Source organism: Paenibacillus sp. MY03 (assembly GCF_002165585.1).
GTDB lineage: Bacteria > Bacillota > Bacilli > Paenibacillales > Paenibacillaceae > Pristimantibacillus > Pristimantibacillus agaridevorans.
In genome coordinates, this window is sequence record NZ_MXQD01000032.1 from 73,614 (window position 1) to 95,820 (window position 22,207).

At 55.1% G+C, this 22,207-nt stretch carries 11 protein-coding genes and 1 other annotated feature; of the genes, 7 read left to right on the forward strand and 4 right to left on the reverse strand.

The window, feature by feature from the left end:
* Window positions 1-271 precede the first annotated feature (271 nt).
* Together B1748_RS36970 and B1748_RS22430 are read right to left on the reverse strand one after the other, a co-directional pair.
* On the reverse strand, window positions 272-529 hold the full coding sequence (locus B1748_RS36970; RefSeq protein WP_087570181.1) for a serine hydrolase: 258 nt from the start codon (window positions 527-529) through the stop codon (window positions 272-274).
* Window positions 530-2,069: 1,540 nt separating this feature from the next.
* On the reverse strand, window positions 2,070-10,376 hold the full coding sequence (locus B1748_RS22430; protein ID WP_087570182.1) for a glycoside hydrolase family 94 protein: 8,307 nt from the start codon (window positions 10,374-10,376) through the stop codon (window positions 2,070-2,072).
* Window positions 10,377-10,573: 197 nt separating this feature from the next.
* On the opposite strand from B1748_RS22430, the gene B1748_RS22435 reads away from it, so the two are divergent.
* The 5 genes from B1748_RS22435 to B1748_RS22455 all read left to right on the forward strand — a co-directional run bounded on the left by B1748_RS22435 (window position 10,574) and on the right by B1748_RS22455 (window position 16,553).
* A complete protein-coding gene (locus B1748_RS22435; protein ID WP_087570183.1) occupies window positions 10,574-11,602 on the forward strand; it encodes an ATP-binding cassette domain-containing protein in 1,029 nt (342 codons plus the stop codon).
* Window positions 11,599-12,414, forward strand: coding sequence for an ABC transporter permease (locus tag B1748_RS22440; RefSeq protein WP_087570184.1), 816 nt, complete (start codon window positions 11,599-11,601; stop codon window positions 12,412-12,414). Before B1748_RS22435 ends, B1748_RS22440 begins: the two co-directional genes overlap by 4 nt.
* A 212-nt stretch (window positions 12,415-12,626) precedes the next feature.
* Window positions 12,627-13,985 (forward strand): magnesium transporter, encoded by a 1,359-nt coding sequence (mgtE, locus tag B1748_RS22445; RefSeq protein ID WP_087570185.1) that lies wholly within the window; start codon window positions 12,627-12,629, stop codon window positions 13,983-13,985.
* A 182-nt stretch (window positions 13,986-14,167) separates the two neighbouring features.
* Window positions 14,168-15,673, forward strand: coding sequence for a glucose-6-phosphate dehydrogenase (zwf, locus tag B1748_RS22450; protein WP_087570186.1), 1,506 nt, complete (start codon window positions 14,168-14,170; stop codon window positions 15,671-15,673).
* Window positions 15,674-15,734: 61 nt separating this feature from the next.
* Window positions 15,735-16,553, forward strand: coding sequence for an alpha/beta hydrolase (locus B1748_RS22455; protein WP_087570187.1), 819 nt, complete (start codon window positions 15,735-15,737; stop codon window positions 16,551-16,553).
* Between the two features lie 1,064 nt (window positions 16,554-17,617).
* On the opposite strand, the gene B1748_RS22460 is transcribed toward B1748_RS22455, so the two are convergent.
* Window positions 17,618-18,448 carry a phytanoyl-CoA dioxygenase family protein gene (locus tag B1748_RS22460; RefSeq protein WP_087570188.1) on the reverse strand — a complete coding sequence of 277 codons (831 nt, stop codon included), beginning with the start codon at window positions 18,446-18,448 and terminating at the stop codon, window positions 17,618-17,620.
* A 123-nt stretch (window positions 18,449-18,571) separates the two neighbouring features.
* Between B1748_RS22460 and B1748_RS22465 the strand changes: the two genes are divergently transcribed.
* Both B1748_RS22465 and tyrS read left to right on the forward strand, forming a co-directional pair.
* Window positions 18,572-19,492, forward strand: coding sequence for an AraC family transcriptional regulator (locus B1748_RS22465; protein ID WP_087570189.1), 921 nt, complete (start codon window positions 18,572-18,574; stop codon window positions 19,490-19,492).
* A 42-nt stretch (window positions 19,493-19,534) separates the two neighbouring features.
* Window positions 19,535-19,763 (forward strand) — a binding site (T-box leader).
* A gap of 197 nt (window positions 19,764-19,960) precedes the next feature.
* Window positions 19,961-21,220, forward strand: a complete 1,260-nt coding sequence (gene tyrS, locus B1748_RS22470; RefSeq protein WP_087570190.1) for a tyrosine--tRNA ligase — start codon at window positions 19,961-19,963, stop codon at window positions 21,218-21,220.
* A gap of 92 nt (window positions 21,221-21,312) precedes the next feature.
* Here tyrS and B1748_RS22475 read toward each other — a convergent pair whose 3' ends face one another.
* Window positions 21,313-22,143 (reverse strand): sugar phosphate isomerase/epimerase family protein, encoded by an 831-nt coding sequence (locus B1748_RS22475; protein ID WP_087570191.1) that lies wholly within the window; start codon window positions 22,141-22,143, stop codon window positions 21,313-21,315.
* Window positions 22,144-22,207 lie beyond the last annotated feature (64 nt).

Below are 22,207 nucleotides of genomic sequence, written 5' to 3' on the forward strand. Positions count from 1 at the left end.
AAACTGACAACCTCAATCAACGAAATTCCAAATGTTTTATGCCGACAGTAGCAAACTAACGTATGACGAGGCTGTCCCGAGGTCAAATATGATCTTGGGGCAGTTTTGTTGTTAGCCGGGGAATGGTTAACGTGACGCTTTGCTGTAGTACACATTTGAAGCAATGGAAGGATTACGTTTTCTGTAGTATCGCTTTGTTCAGGGGACCAACTCAGTCCGACATTCGGTAGAAGCCGTCCAGTAGCATGCGCGCGAGCTTGTCGACGCTCAGTTAGTGCTTGCCAATGAAAGGAAACTGACTCCAAACGTCGGAGCCCCGATTAGACAAGACGACGAGCCCTTTGCCTTTGTCGCGGTTAAAGGCCGCGAAGCTGCTGGAGCCATATGTGCCTCCGTTATGCCAATGCGTCGTCGACCCGTCCTGCTCTTTGTAGAACATCCAGCTGTATTCGACCGCGAGATCGGAGAGTTTGTCGTCGACGCTCCAAATTCCTTCCTGCTCGCCTATGGCGAGCAGGAGGCCGGTCATTGTTTTGGTTATGGAGCCGACTTCGTATAACGATTCCGCGAGTGCTGCATCCGGCTCATGCAGCCATTGTCCATTGCGCGAGTAGCGAGTCCCGGCCTTATCGATAAAGCCAATCGCTAATCGGTGACCCGGAGCGTTGCTCCAGCGATCGACGTTCTTTTCCGCATCACGTTATCCAGTATGTGTTCCACGAGACCATCCCCTTTTGATCATTGATCGTACTATGGTTATTCGACGAGTCGGTTGCCGATCCTTTTGGGGATAAGGGGCACGGTTTACAGGAGTTTTTGAGTGCTGGAGAGCTGGAATGCTGGAGTACCGGTGTTGGAGAGTTGTTGGAGTGCTGGTGTTGGAGAGTTGTTGGAGTGCTGATGTTGGAGAGCTAGTGCTAGCATACGCTTTGGCTATTTTAACAAACGATAAAACAATTGAGCGAAAATACACAATTAAGATGAAGTTAGAGCCATTTTTTCGTACATTTGTACATATATACACAAATATAGGTTCAAAGAGTTCCCGAAGGACGATAGGAAGCGAGAATTTGTGTATTTTCGTACAATTTGCTGGACAGGACCCCATTTGTCATAGAAATTGGGGAGAAATGCACAAATGTGCAGCAAGGCTGATTTCCGGGCCATGCCATGTACAGCCAAGGCGATGAGTTTCACTATGGGAGATGGAGAACCTTATAAGTAAGGGGTGTTCGAGAGGATGTTCATACCTATTCGGCAAGCCCCTTAATGTTCAAGCTATGTAACTCGTACTCAAAGAACCGTCAGGGTGGTTTGTCCCTGACGTTTTTTCTCATTGTCTTTCCGTTGCCCCCTGACCTTCGCATGACCTTCCGTTTGACCTTTTATGAGCCTCGCATGACCTTCACTTATCCGCTGCTTTGGAATTTCACCTTACCCCGAAGGAAGGCTGATTACATTTAGTTAGTCGAGACGATGAGTGGCGGTGAACGTTGCGGCGCTAAAGTTTCTTCGGTTCGGCGAAACTTTTGGTACTGTGGCTAACGGTTGAAAAGCAAAGAATTGGAGTCTGTTTCTTGAAAATAATGTCTTATGAGTCCGATAGAAATGGAAAACGGGCATTTTCCTTGAATTAAGGTCTGTGGTGTCCGTAAGAACCAAAACGGAATGATTGGAGCGGGCATGAATTGTTCATTGGGACGGGAAATTCGTGCAACGCGTTGACGAAAAAAAAGGCGGCACAGGGTGGCAATTGCCAAATCCTGATACCGCCGGTTGTTAAACGCTAGCCATTTATAGGTTTGCAGCTTATTGGGGCTTGGAATACCCGGAATGGAACGACCTGCACTGCCGGAGGACAGCTCTGCCAGAGGACGGTGCAGTCGCTTGTTACATGCTGCAGACATTTAAGTCAGCTTTATGGAAACGCCAGAGGACGGCGCAGCCGTTTCTCTTTGTTTCATGTTGCATTCGCTCTTTTTTTTTCATGTTGCATTCGCTCTTTTTTTTTCATGTTGCATTCGCTCTTTGTTTCATGTTGCATTCGCTCTTAGTTTCCTGTTGCAGTGCTAGGTCAGCTTAATCGAAACGGCATGTTCACCGCCCCGATCTTCCAGTTCTATATAGGCTTCGGGGCCTGCCTCCAGATCGAATGGCGCGCCTTCGATATGCTCCCGCTTGAAATCCAGCAGATAACGGGTCTCGCCGAATCGGTAGGCGACCTTAAAGCCCGGCCAATCGGACGGCACGCAAGGATTTAAGAAAAGCTTGTCGCCAAACTTGCGAATGCCGAGAATCCATTCGATGCCGCTCTGGTACATCCAGCTGGAGGCGCCGGTATACCAGGTCCAGCCCGCATGGCCCTGATGCGGCTCGGCCGTGTACACATCCGCAGCCATCACGTATGGTTCGCCGTAGTAGGTCCGAACCTCGCGGTCGGTCCGCGTATGGTTGATGGGATTGAGCATGCGGAACAGCTCGAACGCCTTGTCGCCGCGGCCCAGCTTGCTCCAGGCGACGATGCTCCAGATGACGCCGTGCGTATACTGAGCGCCGTTCTCGCGGATGCCCGGCGGATAACCCTGGATATAACCGGGGCTCGGCTCGGTCCGATCGAACGGCGGCGTCAGCAGGCGTACGACCGACATCTCGCGGTCGACCAGCTCGCGGTCGAACGATTGCATCGCTTGCAGCGCCCGATCCTCCGGCGCGGCGCCGGAGATGACGGACCAGGACTGCGCGATGGCGTCGATTCGGCATTCCTCATTGTAAAGCGAGCCGAGCCAGGTGCCCCCGTCCGTGAACGCTCTTCTGTACCATTGCCCATCCCATCCATGCTCATGTATCGCGTCTGCCAGCTTGTCCCGCTCGAAGAGGTACTTCTCGCCCCGATCCCGCTCTCCGCGCGACACGCATAACGGCTCAAGCCTGCGCAGCACTTCGCAGAGGAACCAGCCCAGCCAGACGCTTTCGCCGCGGCCTTCGTCACCGACGAGATTCATGCCGTCGTTCCAGTCGCCGACGCCAATGTGCGGCAAGCCATGCTCGCCGATTCGCGATAGTGCCTTTTCGACGGCTCTGACGCAATGCTCGAAGATAGTTCCGCTATGAGACGAACGGATCGTCTCCTCGTACCGTTCATGTTCGCCTTCCCGCAGCGGGTCGCTTGTAATGTAAGGGACAAGCTCATCCAGAATTGTGGCGTCCCCCGTATGCTCGATGTACCGGCTGACGGTGTACGGAAGCCAGAGCAGATCGTCCGAAAACAAGGTGCGGATGCCGCGGCTTGTCTCTTCGTGCCACCAGTGTTGCACGTCGCCTTCCTCGTACTGATGGGAGGCGCTGAGCAAAATTTGTTTTCTCGTCAGCTCCGGTCTGGTATGGAGGATAGCGAGAGAATCCTGCAGTTGGTCGCGGAAGCCGAATGCGCCGCCCGCTTGATAGAAGGCCGTTCGAGCCCACATCCGGCAAGCCAGCGATTGATACAGCAGCCAGCCGTTAAGCAGAATGTTCGTCTCCTGCGAAGGCGTGTCGACGACGATTTGGCCCAGCGTCTCCGCCCAGTAACTCGAAGTTCCCTGCCAGGCTTCGTCGCAACGGCTGGCGCTGGCGTAACGCCCCGCGAGCTCGGCGGCGTGTTTGCGGGAGGTGCCGCATCCAAGCAGCAGGATCACTTCCGTTTCCTCGCCAGGCTGCAGGGTCAGCTTGCGCTGAACGGCTCCGCAGCTGGCGTAATGAACGCCGGTTTGCTTGTCAAGTTTGGCGCGCGACAGTGCGACTGGCTGGAGCACGCTGCCGTTGCGGCCGATGAAGCCGAGCTGATCGGATGTCCAGGATACTTCCTGATCTTCGTCTTCCGTTTGTTCCGGGAAGATGCCGAGGAAAGGTGTCGCTTCCCGGAATATTTCCTGATAACGGTTTTGCGCGGTCAAGATTTTGGCATCCTCGTCCCATTCGCTGGAGATGAAGGAGGCATTGCTCTGCCGCTGCACGCCGATCACCCATTCCGCATAATACGTAACCGACAGCTTCCTGGGCGTTTCGGAGTCGTTGCGCAGCTTGAGCCGCATAATTTTGACGGGATCCTCCATCGGCACAAATAACGAGAGTTCATGGCGAATCCCCCCGCGTTTGTGCTCGTAGGCCGTGCTTCCAAGGCCGTGAGTGACGAGGTATGACGCTGCGTTCGCACCCGCTGACGGCGTCAGCGTCCAAACCAGACCCGACTCTTCGTCCCGCAAGAAGCCGAGCTCGCCGGGCGGGTCGAGAACTGGGTCATTGGACCACGGAGTCAGCTTGCATTCCCGACTGTTGCGCCAGAATGTATAACCCGTGCCAAGTTCCGATACGATGGCTCCGAACCCGGGATTGGACAGAACATTGATCCATGGCGCGGGAAGATGATTGCCGCCTTTGATCAAAAGCTTGTATTGCTTGCCGTCCGCCGCGAATCCGCCCCAGCCGTTGTAGAAAAAGACATCTTTGGGGTCGAGGGAGACGCCGGCGGATGACTCCTCGGGATTCTGCGAAAAGTCTTCGCGAGTCTGGAGCATCCCAGATTCGGGATCTTCGGCAGCTATTGCGCCAGCGCGAGCTTTCCTGCCAGGGCCGCGTTCCGCGGCTCGCTTTAAGCCTCGTGAGCTCTCGCCGGTCTCGCCGCTGCGGCGTAGCAGCTTTAACTGCACGGGCAAGGATGGTCCGTTCGCCTTCAACGTCAAACGTGCGACGGCAAGAATGAGCGTCAGATTGTCCGCCGACAGCTGCTTGGCCGGGAGTACGACTATGCTGCCATGACCGGCTCCGAATCGGTCTACGCCATGCTCAACCGCCCGGCTAAGCGCGTCCTGCAGTTCCTGTTCGTATCCCTCCTCTGATCCGTTGAGGAGCGCGAGATCGAAACGGATGCCGAGTCTGCGCAAATATTCATGTCCCGCCAGCAGCTTCATAATAAAAGGCATCCGACTCCGACTGTCGATCTCCGCGGCGACGAGAGGTCTGTCGCCAGAGATGCCGAATGCCCAGAGGCCTGGCTGCCCTTTGACATTAGCCTCGATCCGCTGGGTCCGCTCGCCGCTGAGGGGCGGCGTATAAAGCACTTGGGCGGCCAGCCGCTGGAAGACAAAGGCGTCCGCAAGCTCCAGGCCGAGACTGCGCAGTTCGATGCGGCTGCGAGTCCAGGCAAGCTGGAAGGCCCGCTCCACCGTTTGAGACTTCGTCAGGCTCGTGGCCCCGTCCAAGGCGGCTTCCCTAGTCGCAGCCACGGAGGTCACCGCGTAAAGAACGACTTGCCGCCCCGGCTCGATCCCGACGCGCCTGCGCATAACGAAGGCTGGATCGGCGACGGAGCCCGTCTTCCCCTTAAGACGAGTCCGAATGCTTTGGGGCTCCTCGAGCTGATAACCTCGACCGATAAACGCCATGCGGTCGGTTTCGAACTCCAACCCGCCGACCGTCGTTCCTTCCGCGCTGAGGGAGTGGGCGGCCCATAACGCTTGTTCCTTCGCCTCCCGTTTGCGGCGGCTGGCAACGAGACAGCCGCTGCTCTCCTCATAGGCGGTACGAATGAACAGCTTGCTGAATGCGGTGTGGGCCTCGTCCGCGATGGGGTTCGCCAGGGCGAGCTCCACGAAGGTGGTTACTTCCAGCAGCTTGTGCTCGCTGCCGTTGTTCGTCAGCGTAATGCGCCGGACCTCGGCGTCGCTCTCGGGCGATACGCATATTTCCATCCGGGCGGAAACTTCGTCGAAGCTTTGCTCGAACGTCGCTTTGTCCGGCTCGAACCGGACGCGAAGATCCTGCATATCCGTACGGCAAGGCTGGAAGGAGGGGGACCACACGCTCCCTGACGAGACATCCCGAATGTAGATGAAGGTGCCCCATGAATCACGCACGGGATCTTCTCTCCAGCGCGATACGAGCAAACCTTCATAGCTGCTGTATCCGCTGCCGCTTGCCGTAACGACGGTGCTAAAGCGTCCGTTAGATAATACGCATGCTTCCGGAGCGGCCGTATGCGGCGATTTGAATTCGCGAACAGGCTCGTTCGCCGTTTCCTTCGTCTCGCGCTCTTCCCGCAGCCGATGCAGGGAGGGATGACGGATCAGCTTGGTGCGGCCCGGTATCCGTTCCTGCAGCAGCAGCTCGGCGGCGCGAACCTCCTTGTTGCGATGAAAGCGGTCGATCATGGATTGCGGCAGCAGCAGGTTCGACAAGGTGAGCATGCTCATGCCTTGATGATGCGCCATAAAGCTCAAAATGACGGCGTGTTTGCCGTCCTGCTTGAGCCGGCGTGGAGTAAAGTCCAGCGCTTCATAATAACCGTACTGGCCTCGTCCTCCGAGCTTTTCCATTTGGCCCAGCGCAAGCATCCCTTCGGCGGGAGCGTAAGGAAGGGCCATAATCGTGGCATATGGCGCCAGAACGAGATCCTGCTCCAGACCGCGCTTGAAGCCCAGTCCCGGCACGCCGAATGCACGATACTGATAATTCAATTGATGATCGAAGGCGAAGTAGCCCGACTCGGATATGCCAAATGGCACGCGGCGCTCTTTGGCGTATTGGATCTGGCGGTTGACAACGGCCTTGTAAGTACTGTCCCAGACGGTATTCCGATAGGTGCGCATAAGCAGCCATGGCATCATATATTCGAACATCGTGCCGGACCACGAGAGCAATGCAGGTTTCCCGGAAACCTTGGTCATCGTCCTGCCAAGCGCGTTCCAATGCGAGACGGGCACCTGTCCCATGGCGATTGCGACGAAGCTTGCCTGTCGCGCTTCCGAAGCCAGCAGATCATATAAAACCTCGTCGCGCTCGCGTCTAGTGACGTGGTAGCCGAGCGAGAACAGATTGCTTCGCGGATCGTAAAGCGCACGGAAGTCCGTATCCCGCGCCAAAGCATCGATTCGCGCAAGCAAACGATTGCCGCGGCTCACCAGCTCGGAGCCTCCCCGCGAGCCTAGCTCGCCGGCGAAAGCGACCTCGAAGCGTCCGCCCCCGTAACGGCCGGACTCTTGCTGACGAGTCCCCTCGGCGTTGCCGCCCCAGTCCGCCTGCATCCATTCCAGCAGACCTTCCTTAACCGCTATAAGCGAGGCGACCAGATTGCCGGAATCCACCGTCGAGACATACACGGGCTGCAGAGGAGCAAGGGACTCCGTATCATACCAGTTGTAGAGATGGCCTTCCCACTTTTCCATGCGTTCCATCGTCCCGATCGTCCGCTCCAGGCGCTCGATAAGCCCTTCCGTATCGATAAAGCCGAAGTCTCTGGCCGCAACCGCGCATAACGCGTACATCCCGATATTGGTAGGGGAGGTCCGGTGAGCGATGCCTCGGTCCGGTTCGATCTGGACATTGTCCGGCGGGAGCCAATTGTCTCTCTCCGTCACGTAATCCTCGTAAAAAGACCAAATATCGCTAGCCAGCTTAAAAAGCTCTTGGTGTTGTTTTTCCGAGAAACCGGACTCCGCGCGTTCGGGAGAGCCGTCGAGCCATTTCACGACGAGCGGAGCGGCACACCACAACAGCGCCAAAACGAGACCGATCGTCGTTGCAGCGGACGATATCCCAGGCGCAATCAGCACGCTTGCGGCCATAAGTGCGGTCAGCACGTAACCGCCAGCCATTGCCGACAAAGGCGGCGCGCCTTTGCTGTCCGCCATCCGCTCGACTTCGGCTTGGCTCGTCCATTCCAGCAGCCGCCGTCTGGTCAGCAGCAGCCGATACAGCGTTCGTATTATGCCGTCGAGCAGCATGGCGCTTTGGAAAGGGAGCGTCAAAAGAGTGAGGCAGGCATGGGCGGCTGACCGCAATAAAGCGGATGGACGGCGAATCCAGTGCGAGACGGACAACAGCGCGCGGAACACCGGAAGCAGCAGTGTCAGCAGCACGATGCCATACCATGCCATGGCAGAGCCGGGCAGCGGTCCCGCCAGCAGCAGCATCGCCATCAGCGCGGGCTGCAGCAAGCTGCGGCGCATATTGTCGGCAATCTGCCAGCGCGTCATGAGCGACAAGGCGGTCGGTATACGTTCGCCGCGGGCGTTGCGCGCCGAGTTGGCTAGCCACGGCAGCAGCTGCCAGTCGCCGCGCGTCCAGCGATGCAACCTTTTCTGCTGCGCCAGAAAGGTTGGCGGGTGATCGTCGATCAGCTCGATATCCGACAGCAGACCCGCCCGAAGGAAGCCGCCTTCCAGCAAATCGTGGCTGAGCACGGCGTTTTCCGGAATTCGTCCGCCCAGCACGCGGTGAAAGACATCCACGTCCAAGATGCCTTTGCCCGTGAATATGCCTTGCCCGATGGCGTCCTGGTAAGGGTCCGATACCGCAAAGGCGTAAGGATCTAGTCCGGGCTCGGATGCAAACAGCGCCGTCAGTCTCGACTTGTGCGCGCTCTCGTATGTCATGCCGATGCGCGGCTGGAGCACGCCGTAACCTTCAACGACCTTCCGCCCGCTCTCATCGAGGCGCGCGCGGTTGTAAGGCAAGTGGATCGCGCCGATCATGCGGCGAGCGCTCTCCAGCGGAAGTCTCGTATCTCCGTCGAGCGTAATGACGTATCGGATCTCGCCGAGCCGGGATTCGTCGCCGATTACGGTATCGAAGCTGGTATGGCGATCGCCTTGCAACAGCTTGACGAATTCCTCCAGCTTGCCCCGCTTGCGCTCCCAGCCCATCCATGTCCGTTCCGAGGGATTCCATTGACGCTTGCGATGGAAGAGATGGAAGGAGGTATCCGGATATTTCCGATTGAGCCGATCGATGCCTGATCGGGCGATGCGAAGCAGCTCTTCATCCTCTGGCAGCTTCTCTTCCGCGGCGTCCTGGAAATCGCTTAATATGCCGAAGCGGATATGAGGATCCCGATTGGCGAGATAATGCAGCTCCAGTCTGTCCAGCGTTGCGGCAACATGGTCCCCCCGACTCCAAATGACGGGAATGACGACTATCGTGGCCGCATCTTCCGGCACGCCCTTGGAGAAGTCGTAGCGAAGCAGACGATCGGGTCTGGTGACGCGTTCGATCAGCCAATGTACGGCTGTAACCGCCGACTCGCTGGCGGGAATCAGCAGCAGCGCGAATGCAAGCGCCAGACTGCCTGCGGAAGCAGGCGACTGCAAGCCGCCGACGGTGACCGCCAGGGAAACGGCCAGAGCGGCTAATGTACCTAACGCGAGCAGTTGCATATATAAGCCCGAAGCACGGCGTTTGAAGCCGGCCTGCGGCAGAGCGCCGGTTTTGCCGCATAGCTTGAGAGCGGCCTGCAGCAGCCGCATGCCGCGCGCATCCAACAAATAGAATGCGGCAAAGCAAGGTCTGGATGGCAGCTGCATCGACCCGGTATCGTCGGATGACTCCGTTGCTTGCATCGAATAAGCCTCGTCGGCCAGTCTTACGGCTTCGGTCGCAACCAGATTTTCCGGCACGGCCATTCGGCGGGCGAGAAGCTCTACGCGATGGCGCAGCGTATGGCGGCTCCCGCTGTCCAGTCGGGCATAATCCCCGGCTTGTTCCGTCCGAAGCGTGCGTTCTATGATGCTGATGCGCTCGAAAAGCTCGCTAAAGTCCCAGCGGGAGAGCTTCCTTAAGCTGCTTATGACATTGCCGGCGCTGACTTGGTATTCGGCTTGCAATCGGTATTCATATGAGAGGATGGAGTCCAGATCTTCCGGCGGGTTCTCCAGCTTGCAGACAAGCCATTCCCCGACATGGGCGGTATCCTCGGCATGATCCCGCAAATGTTTGATCAAATGAACGATCATAGCGCCTGAGAGAGGAAGCTCCACACGTTCCGCATCAAGGGCCGCCTTGAACGTCTCGGGCGTCAGCTCGGAAGCGGGTATGCCCGCGAGCATTTTTTCCACCTGGGCGCAGACGGTGCGCCGTTCCTGCAGCGGCTCCACGACTAAAGCCAGCTTGCGGACGAGCTCCATTTTGAGGAAGAGCGGCAGCGACCAGGCTTCCGCCGCTGTAAGAACGGCCACCTCCTGGTAGGCATCGAGGAATTCGGCGAATATATTTTCGTCCAGCACCCCGTCGCCATAGGCCAGGTAGGATTCGCAAAGAGAAGCAGCCCGAGTTCGGGCGCCGGTTTCCAGCGTTGGCAGCCGCTTGGCCGGAAAATCCGCCAGCGCTTCGCGAATTTCCCCCAGCTCGGCTTCGAGAAACTCGGAATGGTCGAGCAGCCACTCATCGGCAGGTTGCCCGCAGACCGCACTTCCGTCATTTAATTCGGCGATATACGCGCGAAGCTCCCGAATATCCTCCTCCATTCGGTTCCACAGCGATGCCGAAGAAATCCTTTTGCCGCTGGGATCATGCTCCAGAGCAAGCCTGTGCGCGTGCTCCCGCATTTTTTCCAGATTCATTTCCATTCCTATAATCCCCCATGGGCGTTATTTGCTAATATAAATTCACCTCATTACCATTCCGCTAATTGGCGAATTTTATAAGTCGATAGGAAGAAAGAGTTTCATATTTTAGTCGGAGGGCGTTTAAATTCCGTTTAAATTCCCGCGATATGATGCCCTTATGGAAGCAATCAACAGAGTACAGGATAGGAGGAAATACGATGGTCATACATTCGAAAACTACAAAGGGCATGGCGAAGGAGTGGGCGGTCGAAGCGAAGGGACTCGTCAAGACCTTCGGAAATAACCGGGCCGTGGACGGAGTGGATCTCCAAGTTAAGGCGGGAAGCATCTATGGGGTGCTGGGCCCGAACGGAGCAGGCAAAACGACGACGATCCGGATGCTGGCAACGCTACTTCGTCCCGACTCGGGTTCTGCACAGATCTTCGGCCATGACGTAGCCAAGGAAGCTCAGATCGTTCGCCAATTGATCGGCGTTACGGGACAGTACGCCTCGGTCGACGAATCGCTCAGCGCGACGGAGAATCTTGTTATATTCTCTAGGCTGCTAGGTTTGGGACGAGGCGAAGCGAAGCGCAAAGCAGTGGAGTTGCTGGAGGAATTCGGATTGTCGGAGGCGGCGAAGCGGCCGCTCAAGGAGTTCTCGGGAGGCATGAGGCGCCGCCTGGACCTGGCGGCCAGCCTGATCTCGCAGCCTCCGCTCATCTTTCTCGATGAGCCGACGACAGGACTGGACCCGCGAACGAGATCCCAGATGTGGGATACGATCAGACGACTCGTAAAGACGGGTTCTACGGTATTGCTTACAACGCAATACTTGGATGAAGCCGATCAACTGGCGGATCGGGTAGCCGTAATCGATCACGGACGCGTCGTAGCCGAAGGTACGGTCAACGAGCTCAAGGCGTCGGTAGGCACTTCATCGCTGCACTTAAACATCGAGGATCCGGGAAATCTGGCGCAAGCCAAGCGTATCATCGAAGAGGTATTGGGGACGAAGGCGGGCATCACGGCGGAGGCAGGCACGATTACGGCGCCAATGGCGAATGCGGATTCTGTGACGGATCTACTTCTTGCCCTTCGGGGGGCCGGCATTCCGCTGTCGGAGTTCAGCGTCCAGAAGCCGACGCTTGACGAGGTGTTCCTGACCATTACAGGACAGGATAAAGTCAGCGTGAAAACATCCGAGGAAGCCGGAGCGACTAAGAAAGAGGTGGCAATAGGATGAACCATTCGACAACGGGAAACTCTGTCAACGGGAAGCTTCGCAATTACACCAGTCTCGGCCAGACGATACGAAACTCGCTTACGATGGCTTACAGGGGGCTGCTCAAAATCAAACGGACGCCGGAGCAGCTCTTCGACGTCACGCTCCAGCCCATCATTTTTACCTTGATGTTTACTTACATCTTCGGTGGCGCCATCTCCGGCGACGTGCAGAGCTACTTGCCGGTCATTATACCCGGCATTCTTGTGCAGACGGTCATTACGACCTCCCTCGTGACGGGCGTCCAGCTCCGGGAGGATATGGACAAAGGGGTGTTCGACCGGTTCAAGTCGCTGCCGATCGCGCGCATTGCTCCGCTTGCGGGAGCGCTATTGGCCGACACGGTGCGTTATACCATCGCTACGACTTTGACCTTCGCCATGGGTTATATAATGGGATATCGTCCCGAAGCGGGGTTTGGGACGGTTGCGCTCGCCAGCGTGCTGGTCATCTTTTGCGCATGGGCGATCAGTTGGATCTTCGCCTTCTTCGGCGTCATCGCAAGAACGGCTTCCAGCGTGCAAGGCATCTCCATGCTGGCGTTATTCCCCTTGACGTTTTTATCGAACGCCTTTGTTCCGGTCGAGACCATGCCGAAGTGGCTGCAGTGGTTCGTTAACGCGAATCCCGTGTCCCATCTTATCTCTGCCGTGAGGGAACTAACCCAGGCTGGCACCGTCGGCCAGCATTTATTCATTTCATTGGCAGGAGCTGCAGTCATCGTGATCGTGTTCGCTCCTCTGACGGTGCGCGCGTACATGCGCAAGACGTAACGGTCCACCATTGCTTGCTCCTAGGCAAAATACGACCAGAACCGAGGTTGCCGCGATCATAAAAAAAACGTCGATTATTTCGGCGTTTTTTCTATTGTTATGGAAATTCGAATGTTCGCTGCATACCTAAAGCGATTCCTTCCCGTCCGTTTTATTCGCTGATAGGTTTGGGTATAAATAACAGGGGCAACGTTCCTCCGGGGAAGGGGTTGATGGTCATGCACATGAACGTAACGGAAATTGATATGCATATACTTCGCGCGCTCGAGGCAGGGGATAAAGTACAGCTTCTTGCTCTGGCCGAGGAGCTCCAACCGTATGATCTGGCAGGCGTATACGATCGGTTGCCAGGCAAACAACGTGCCGGATTCGTTATCTATCTCACCATGGAGCTTCTGACCGCCATGGTCGGAGAGATGGAGCGGGAACCGCAAATCGAGGTGTTCGAGCTGCTCGGCGTGGAGCGGACGGCTCAACTTATGGACCGAATGGACAAGGACGATTTGGCTGGGCTGCTAGGCGGGTTGTCCGAGGAGAGGAAGCAGTCCTTTCTGGATTATATGAAAGAAGAGGAGTCTCAGGCCGTTCGGCATCTCATGACCTATGCGCCCGAAACGGCGGGGCGGATCATGACGAACCGGTATGTCTGGATTCCTTTGCATTTTACGGTGCGCAATGCCGTGGAGAAACTGAAGGAATTCGCTGAAATCGCCGAGTCGATCAGTTATTTGTATGTTGTTGACGGAGAGAAAAAGCTGCTCGGCGTCGTGTCGTATCGCGATCTTATTTTGGCGGATGCGGAAGAGCGGATTGCCGACATTATGTACGAGAGGGTTATTTCTGTACCTTCCGACATGGACCAAGAGGATGTAGCGCGCATGATCGAAAGATATGATTTTATTGCAGTACCTGTCGTGGAGGATGGCGGAATATTGGTCGGAATCGTCACTGTCGACGATATCATCGACGTCGTCATTCGCGAGGCTTCCGAGGATATCGCAAAGCTGTCCGCGTCGGGCAAGTCGATCGACTTCGATACGAAGGCGATCGTTGCCGCTTGGCGGCGATTGCCATGGTTAATCTTGCTGCTGCTGATTGGCGTTATATCCGGAACGATTATTAGCCGATTCGAGGAAACGTTGGACAAAGTAGTGGCACTGGCATTTTTTATGCCCATGATTGCCGGCATGACCGGTAATACGGGTACGCAATCCCTGGCGGTCGTTGTACGGGGGCTGACCACCAGGGAAGCGACTAGCGGCGTCATCAAACGGCTCATTTGGCGAGAATTACTGGTGGGATTGTTGATTGGGGGCATTTGCGGCACGCTCATTTCCGTTATCGCCTACGTTTGGCAAGGAAGTCCGGTCTTGGGACTGGTGGTGGGAAGCTCGCTTGTCGTGACGCTCGTTATCGGCACGCTTGCCGGAACGGTAATTCCAATCCTTCTGTACAGGCTTAAGGTGGATCCGGCCGTTGCATCGGGTCCGCTCATTACAACGCTTAACGACATATTGTCCCTCCTTATTTACTTTGGTATAGCGACGGCTTTTCTGGAATATCTGATTTAAAATTGCCTTTCGGAATTAATGCGGGGATACCCAGGTGAAAACGTTGGAAAACGATTGTGACTTCAGGTATACACTGTGTTTATAGCTACTCTGAAATATATTAATTACTTGTATGGCTTAACTTCGTATTATAGTAAAGCTAAGCTAAACATAGATCATCCTTTATTAGGAGGAGTAGGAACATGGAACCAACTACATTCGTATTGTTCGGGGCAACCGGCGATTTGGCCAAACGCAAAATTTACCCTGCCCTGTTTAATTTATTTATTGATAATAAATTGCCAGCATCGTTTGCCCTGATTGGCTTGGGCCGCAGGGACTGGTCGGACGACAAATTTAGAGGGAATATCGAACAATCCATCCGCGATTTCTCCAGGCGCAAGTCGGTGAACGAATCCAAGCTGGCGGCGTTTTTGCAAGCATTCAGCTACAGCGTGCTGGACATCGGCAATCTTGAGGATTATGCCAAACTGCTAGGCCGCATCGAGTCCCGCGAACAAAAGCTGGATCTTGCGCCGAATCGATTGTTCTACCTGTCGGTCGGACCGGAGTACTTCGAGACGATTGCCGAGAATATTCAGGAAAGCGGTCTTGGCTCCGCGAACGGCTGGAAACGTCTCGTCATCGAAAAGCCGTTCGGCCACGATTTGCAGACGGCAAGAGGACTGAACGCGATGCTGGGCAAAGCGTTTGCGGAAGAGGAGATTTTCCGCATCGACCATTATCTTGGCAAGCCGATGCTTCAACGCTTCAAGGTTTTACAGCAAAGCAATCCTATCATCCAGACGTTATGGACGAACCGCAGCATCGCCAACGTACAGATTACGGCAAACGAAACGGTTGGCGTAGAGGAGCGAGCGGGTTATTACGACCATGTCGGCGCGCTGCGCGACATGTTCCAGAACCATATGCTGCAGCTGCTTATGATGACGGCGATCCGTACTTCTACCGGAAGCGATGCGGAAGTGGTGCGTTTTAAGAAAAAACATATCATGGAGGCGCTCGAGCCTCTTCAGAAGGCCGATGTCGCCAAATCCATCGTGCGCGGCCAATACGGTGCAGGTTACCTCCAGGGTCAGCCGGTTAACGGCTATACCTCCGAACCCGGAATCGCGGAAGGTTCGATGAACGATACGTTCATTGCGGCCAAACTGAGCATCGACGATTCCTTCTGGCGCGGCGTTCCGTTCTATATCCGTACGGGCAAACGCCTTAAGGAGAAGTCGACGCGCATCGTCATCGAATTCAAGGAGCCGCTCAAGCAATCCTCGGTATCCGAAGACGGCGCGGCGGAACCGAATCTGCTCGTCATTGAGATGAGTCCAGGCGAAAGCATCTCGTTGCAGCTCAACACGATGGGCGCAAGCGTCAAGGAAGCCTCCAAGCCGATCTGCATCGACATCGATCCCGGCCAAGGCGATCTTCCCGAAGCATACGAGAATCTTATTCATGACGCCCTTTTGGGCGACGGAACGTACTTCGCGCATTGGGACGAAGTGGAAGCTTCATGGGCTTGGGTGCAACCGATCCTGGAAGCTTACGAGGAAAATAGCGTTCCGCTGCATACTTACGCGGCAGGCACGTACGGACCGGCCGAAGCCGACGAACTGCTGGCGCGGGACGGATACCACTGGTGGTTCGATGCTGTCGAGCCGGCGAAGCAATTGACGGTTGCGGCTCAACTATGAGATGATCGAGGACGATTGCGATCATCATTTTATCCGGGGGTAGAAGGGAAGGTAGAACGACATGCTATACCGATTATGGGAAGGAGATGCTCCGCTGGCGAAAGGGACGTCGAACGAAGATGTCCCGAGGCTGGAGCTGTTCCTCGTGCCGGAACAAGAACGCGAAGGCCTCGTCATCGTTTGTCCAGGCGGCGGCTATGGAGGGAGAGCGGCTCATGAGGCTTATCCCATCACGGATTGGCTGAATTCCATTGGCATCTCTGCTGCAGTCTTGCATTACCGCGTCAAACCTTATCAATATCCGGTTCCCATGGTGGATGCCCAGAGGGCGGTCCGATTCGCTCGGCAGCATGCGGCGGAGTGGGGTGTTAATCCGGATCGGATAGCGCTTTTAGGCTTTTCGGCCGGAGGGCATCTCGTATCGACGGTAGGCACGCATTTTGACAATGGCGACGTCGAGAGCGAGGATCCGGTAGAACGGCATAGCTGCAGACCGGACGCGCTAATCTTGTGTTATCCCGTTATCTCTTTTATGGAACCCTTCACGCATGGAGGTTCGGTGGAAGCGCAGCTTGGCGCGAATCCGGACGAGGAGCTGCTCCGTTCGTTATCCAACGATATGCAGGTGAGTGCAGAGACGCCTCCGACTTTTCTGTGGCATACCGCCGAGGATCGACCCGTACCGGTCGAGAACAGCATGATGTTCGCTATGGCTCTGAGCCGGCATCAGGTGCCGTTCGAGCTGCATATTTTCGAGAAGGGCGAGCACGGCGTCGGGCTGGCGCATCATCTGCCTGATACGGCGCGTTGGACGGAGCTTTGCGGCAATTGGCTCAAACGGTTGGGTTATAAGAACTCCATTACCCAGCCGATGGTATGACGGATTTAAAAGGACGAATCGCCCTCGGTTCTGTTACGGACCGAGGGCGATTTTTTTTGTGTTCTGTGCTGCTTGCAAGTCGTAATGGGGACAGGCTCGCCAAATGAGAGACTGCGGCAAAATAGTCCACATGCCAGGGGCGGTACGAGGATTTCGATCGAATCCCTGGCATATCGCGCTGGGAAGCTCCTAGGGGTTCTGCTTGGGCTTCAAGTCGCGGGACTGGACCGATTCGTTACTTGAATGTTGACGAACACGGCTTCGCAATGGTCGATTAATGGGCATCATTTGCTTGGAACTGATCGGCGAAGCGCTGAGTGAGGAAGAATGGTGCGAAGCGGTGGGGATGATGGGGCATTCCGAGCGGAGGCATTAGGTGGGTTCTTAGTAACTCACAAGCCTTTTGCAGCGTTCAGCTAGTCGCGGGCCCAATGAGCTGTGTGAGTATGAAATTTCATACACGTTTGGCCAGTCGCTGGCCTAATGGGCTGTCTGAGTATGAAATTTCATACACGTTTGGCCAGTCGCTGGCCTAATGGGCTGTTTGAGTATGAAATTTCATACACGTTTGGCCAGTCGCTGGCCTAATGGGCTGTTTGAGTATGAAATTTCATACACGTTTGGCCAGTCGCTGGCCTAATGGGCTGTTTGAGTATGAAATTTCATACACGTTTGGCCAGTCGCTGGCCTAATGGGCTGTTTGAGTATGAAATTTCATACACGTTTGGCCAGTCGCTGGCCTAATGGGCTGTTTGAGTATGAAATTTCATACACGTTTGGCCAGTCGCTGGCCTAATGGGCTGTTTGAGTATGAAATTTCATACACGTTTGGCCAGTCGCTGGCCTAATGGGCTGTTTGAGTATGAAATTTCATACACGTTTGGCCAGTCGCTGGCCTAATGGGCTGTTTGAGTATGAAATTTCATACACGTTTGGCCAGTCGCTGGCCTAATGGGCTGTTTGAGTATGAAATTTCATACACGTTTGGCCATGCGCGGGCCCAATGGGGCTGCTTAAAGTCACAATAGACGTTGAGCACCCCCTTGTCAGTTACACCGCTCGATTCAACATTCCGCGTCGGTCATTTCGTTCGTGAACATCCGTTTGTACTCTTTAGCATTTATCTTTTCGGCAGAGGCTGGCACGTAATGGAATTGCAAGGCTCGTCTGCGAAGCGTGGAGAAGTTGGACGGGGTTCCGTGGTACAGCAATCCATGGAAAAACAATACGCCGCCTGGCTTTAAGGGAACGATAACGTCTTTGTTTACCGGTACTTGCGTGTCGCATAGCTGCCAGTCGCGTACAGCGTAATGAGGCGTGGCGCCCTCTTGATGGGATCCGGGAATGACGTGCATGCAGCCGTTGTCTGCCGTAGCCTCGTCAAGGGCGATCCATACTCCGATAGCCGACTTCGTATAGGTCAGGTTGCCATAGGCCATATCCTGATGCCAAGGTTTCTCGCCGCCGCCGTGCGGGGGCTTGAGCAGCGCCATATCCTGAATCAGCTTCGGCTCTTCGCCGAATAGGCGTCGAATCGTGCCGATGATGTCGGGGTGATAGGCGATTTTGCGTAATCGGTCCTCGGAATCCACGAATTCGTGAATTTTCCGAATGGACAGTTCGCGTTCTTCCGGTGTATTCAATTCTTGCTCGGGTTTCGTGAATTGCAGACGCGACTTTTTACGATCGACATGGAGCAAATCCATAATCGCTTGAATGCTTTGCCCAACTTCATTCTCATTCAGCACGCCATCGACGGAAAGGAATCCCGTTTGTTTGTATTGCGCATAATGTACCTCTTGCAGCTCTTTGATTCCGTTTAGACTTACATGCACCTTATCGTATTGGTATAACATGGAATTGATTTGCTCCGGAGTTAACGTGGTTCCTTTCATTGTCTATTCCTCCCTTAATATTAATAAATATCCCTTGCCAATAGAGTATCAGGGAGCATACGATATAGAAATGGAATCCAATCGCATGAATTTGGACAAAGATGCTAATAATGGGGGGTGGCAATGATGGGAATCAAGTTTGGCGGAGAGTCGGCAGCATGGCCTTGGGAAGAGCGTTTTTTTGCGAGAAGCGGCTCGAGCGGCAAAGCCAGATGTGAGCCGAACTGGTCCTGGCAGCCGCTTCCGCTGACGGATTACGACCTCTGGTATGCCGCCAAAGGACAAGGGGATATGTGGATCAACGGAGACAAGTATAACATTCGGCCTGGCTCATGCTTTATATTGCATCCTGGCGACGAGATCAAAGCCAGCCATCGCCCGAACAATCCGCTTACTGTACTCTATTGCCATTTTACAATCGTGAATAAAAAAACGAAGCACGGGAGAGAGCTGCCCGATCCCTTGACCGAGCAGCGCTGCGTCCATATTGGTGATACTTACCGGATGGAGCCGTTGCTTCACCAGCTTGTCGATTTGGCTTCTTTGGCGGAGACGGGGGAGGAAGCCGAGTTCGACCTGCTGCTTAAGTTGATTCTGACCCGTTGGCGCAAGGCAAAGGAAAGGCAGCTTATGCCGCAGCGCAACTATTATGTTGAACAGATGATCCAGCAAGTGCATAACGAGATACGGTTTCGGCTGTCGGAGGAGATCGATTACGAAGCTGTAGCAGCCCCCTCGGGTCTCACCGCTCGTTACGTTAGCTCGCTCATGAAACGTCATACCGGGCTGACGCTTAAGGAAACGATTTCGAAGCTGCGCATGGAGCGCGCGGTCCACTTGCTGGAGGAGACGGCCATGACCGTAACGGAAGTAGCGGATGCGTTGGCGTATGCCGATATTTATACGTTTAGCAAGCTGTTTAAACGATATTACGGGTACCCCCCTTCGGATGCGAGAGAGAAACGGGCCAATAGAACGGACAGAGACTTAGCCGGGAGAGACGTCGACACAGGCATCGACACAGACATCGATAGAGACGGTTGACAATCCATGCGTCATTCTCTATACTTGCTTTAATCTTATAAGCGACTTGCGTCGAAAGAGCGCAGTAGCGGCTTAGTCCCTGTCCCAGAAAGCCGGGGGGCGATGGAACCCGGCACACATTAAGCCTGCGAAATACACTCTGGAGCATCTCGGGTAATGCCGGGCGGATTGGCGAACGATATCTCGCCTAGAGTGGTATCAACGACACGTCCGCGGGCGCTGCTTAGTTGATGCAATTTGGGTGGTAACACGGTTAATAATCGTCCCTATGTCTTCCATAGACTAGGGGCGTTTTTTTAATTGTTAAGAAAGTATAGGATTTCCCCGTGCTTTCTCAATAATTTTCGAAACGAAACGCGCCCCGCCTCCACTGGACGGCGTAGCCGTTTTGCCTAGTTTCCAGGCATTTAAAGGGTTGGCGCAACCGTTTCCCCTTATTTCACGAATAATCGAAGGAGTGCAGAGCAAATGAACATTATCGACGAATTGGAATGGCGCGACGCCATTAATCAGCAGACCGACGCGGAGGGACTCCGCGCCTTGACGAACGAGAAAGCCGTGTCGCTATACTGCGGCGTGGATCCTACGGGCGACAGCATGCATATCGGACATTTGATCCCCTTTATGGTGCTTAAGCGATTCCAGCTGGCCGGCCATCGTCCTGTTATCCTGATCGGCGGCGCAACGGGTACTATTGGTGATCCAAGCGGCCGTACGTCGGAGAGATCCCTGCAGACGCTGGAGCAGATCCAGGACAATGTTGAAGCGCTAACGGCGCAGCTGCGCAAGCTGTTCGTCACGGATGGCGACAACAACATCCGGATGGTCAACAACTACGACTGGACGCACAAGATCAACGTTATCGAATTTCTGCGCGACTACGGCAAAAACTTCAGCATCAACACGATGCTGGCGAAGGACGTCGTGTCCAGTCGTCTCGACAGCGGAATCTCTTTCACTGAGTTTTCGTACCAGATTCTGCAATCGCTCGACTACCTTCACCTTTTCCAGAACGAGGATGTGCAATTGCAAATCGGCGGCTCCGATCAATGGGGCAACATTACGAGCGGCCTGGACCTGATCCGAAAGAAGGAAGGCAGCGAAGCCAAGGCATTTGGACTAACGATTCCGCTCATGCTCAAAGCGGACGGGACGAAGTTCGGCAAGACGGCGGGCGGCGCGATCTGGCTCGATCCGAACAAAACGACGCCGTTCGAATTCTACCAGTTCTGGGCGAATACGGACGACCGCGATGTCGTCAAATACTTGAAGTACTTTACCTTCTTGTCGATGGAAGAGATCGAGTCGCTCGCGGAAAAGGTGCAGTCAGAGCCGCATAAACGCGAAGCTCAGAAAAAGCTTGCCGAAGAGATGACGAGATTTGTGCACGGCGAGGAACTGCTGGAGCAGGCGAAGCGTATTACGGCGGCTCTGTTCACGGGCGATATCGGCTCCTTGACGGCGGACGAGATCGAGCAGGGCTTCAAGGAAATGCCGACGTTCGAATCGGGCCGCGAGGCGAAAAACATCGTCGACTGGCTCGTGGATCTCGGCATCGAACCATCCAAACGCCAAGCGCGCGAAGATATTACGAACGGCGCCATCTCCATGAACGGCGAACGCGTAACCGACCTCACGCTTGAGGTGTCCGAAGATCAAGCCATTGGCGGCCGCTTTATCATTATCCGCAAAGGCAAAAAGAACTACAGCCTCGTAAAAATGTCATAAGCGGCAATATTTATGCCGAACAATAAAGACGCTCGCATCCAAGTGAATGTACTGGATGACAGAGCGTCTTTGTTTTTTTCGCGGGGCTATTCTTATACGCTCAGAACGACGCTCTTGATCCTCTCGATGCCTTCCCACATATCCCCGTCCCGGTCGAAAATAAGGGACACCGGCGCATCGGCATTGCCCGCTCCGGCTAGTCGGAGCAGCTGCCGCAGCGATTCGGCGTTAATGGAACCATCGTCGCCGTACTCCGGCTTGGCATGGAAGGAGTGCGCGAGAGGCGTTCCAAAGACGATGCCCGCTTCCTTCTCCTTCTTAGCCAGATTGCCGAAATCGACGATAGTGGACACCTCATTGCCCGTCTCGGCAAGCAGATTTCTCCAACTGTCTACGGTGGATGTCAGATCGCGGAAATTTTCCGTGACGACTTTAACGCCTAGCGGCGTCCCGTAATGGCTCAGTTCAAGCAGAGCATTCGCGCTTCGCCGGATCGCCTCCGAGTCTCCGGCCGGCTGTTCGCCGGCGACGATTCGGACGGCAGCGGCGCCCGCCAGGGCAGCGGTCTCCATCCAGCCCTTCAAATAAGCGATATCGGATTCCCGGCGTACGGGATCCGGAGAGGAGATGTCGCCATAGTCAATTAACAAAGTATGAAAGGCGATACCGGCATCGGCAAACGAGGAACGGAGTTTCTTTAAATAATCGTCCTCTCGGGATGGGAAATGAAAATGGCAGAGCTCCAGATACGACAATCCTCGGGAAGCGGCGTCGGATGGCAGATCAAGGAGCGAAAAAAGCTCCGGCTGCTCCTGAATGTTGGTGGACTGAGTCCGGGAAGTCTGATCCCAGACGGTCCAGCGAAGTGGACCAAGGCAGCGATGAAGACTCCAGCTGCTTATTGAAAGGCGATTAACAAACATAGCAGGCGCACGCTCCATTCTGTTGTTAGTAGTCATACAACCGTATCGTGCGCGCAATCGAGTT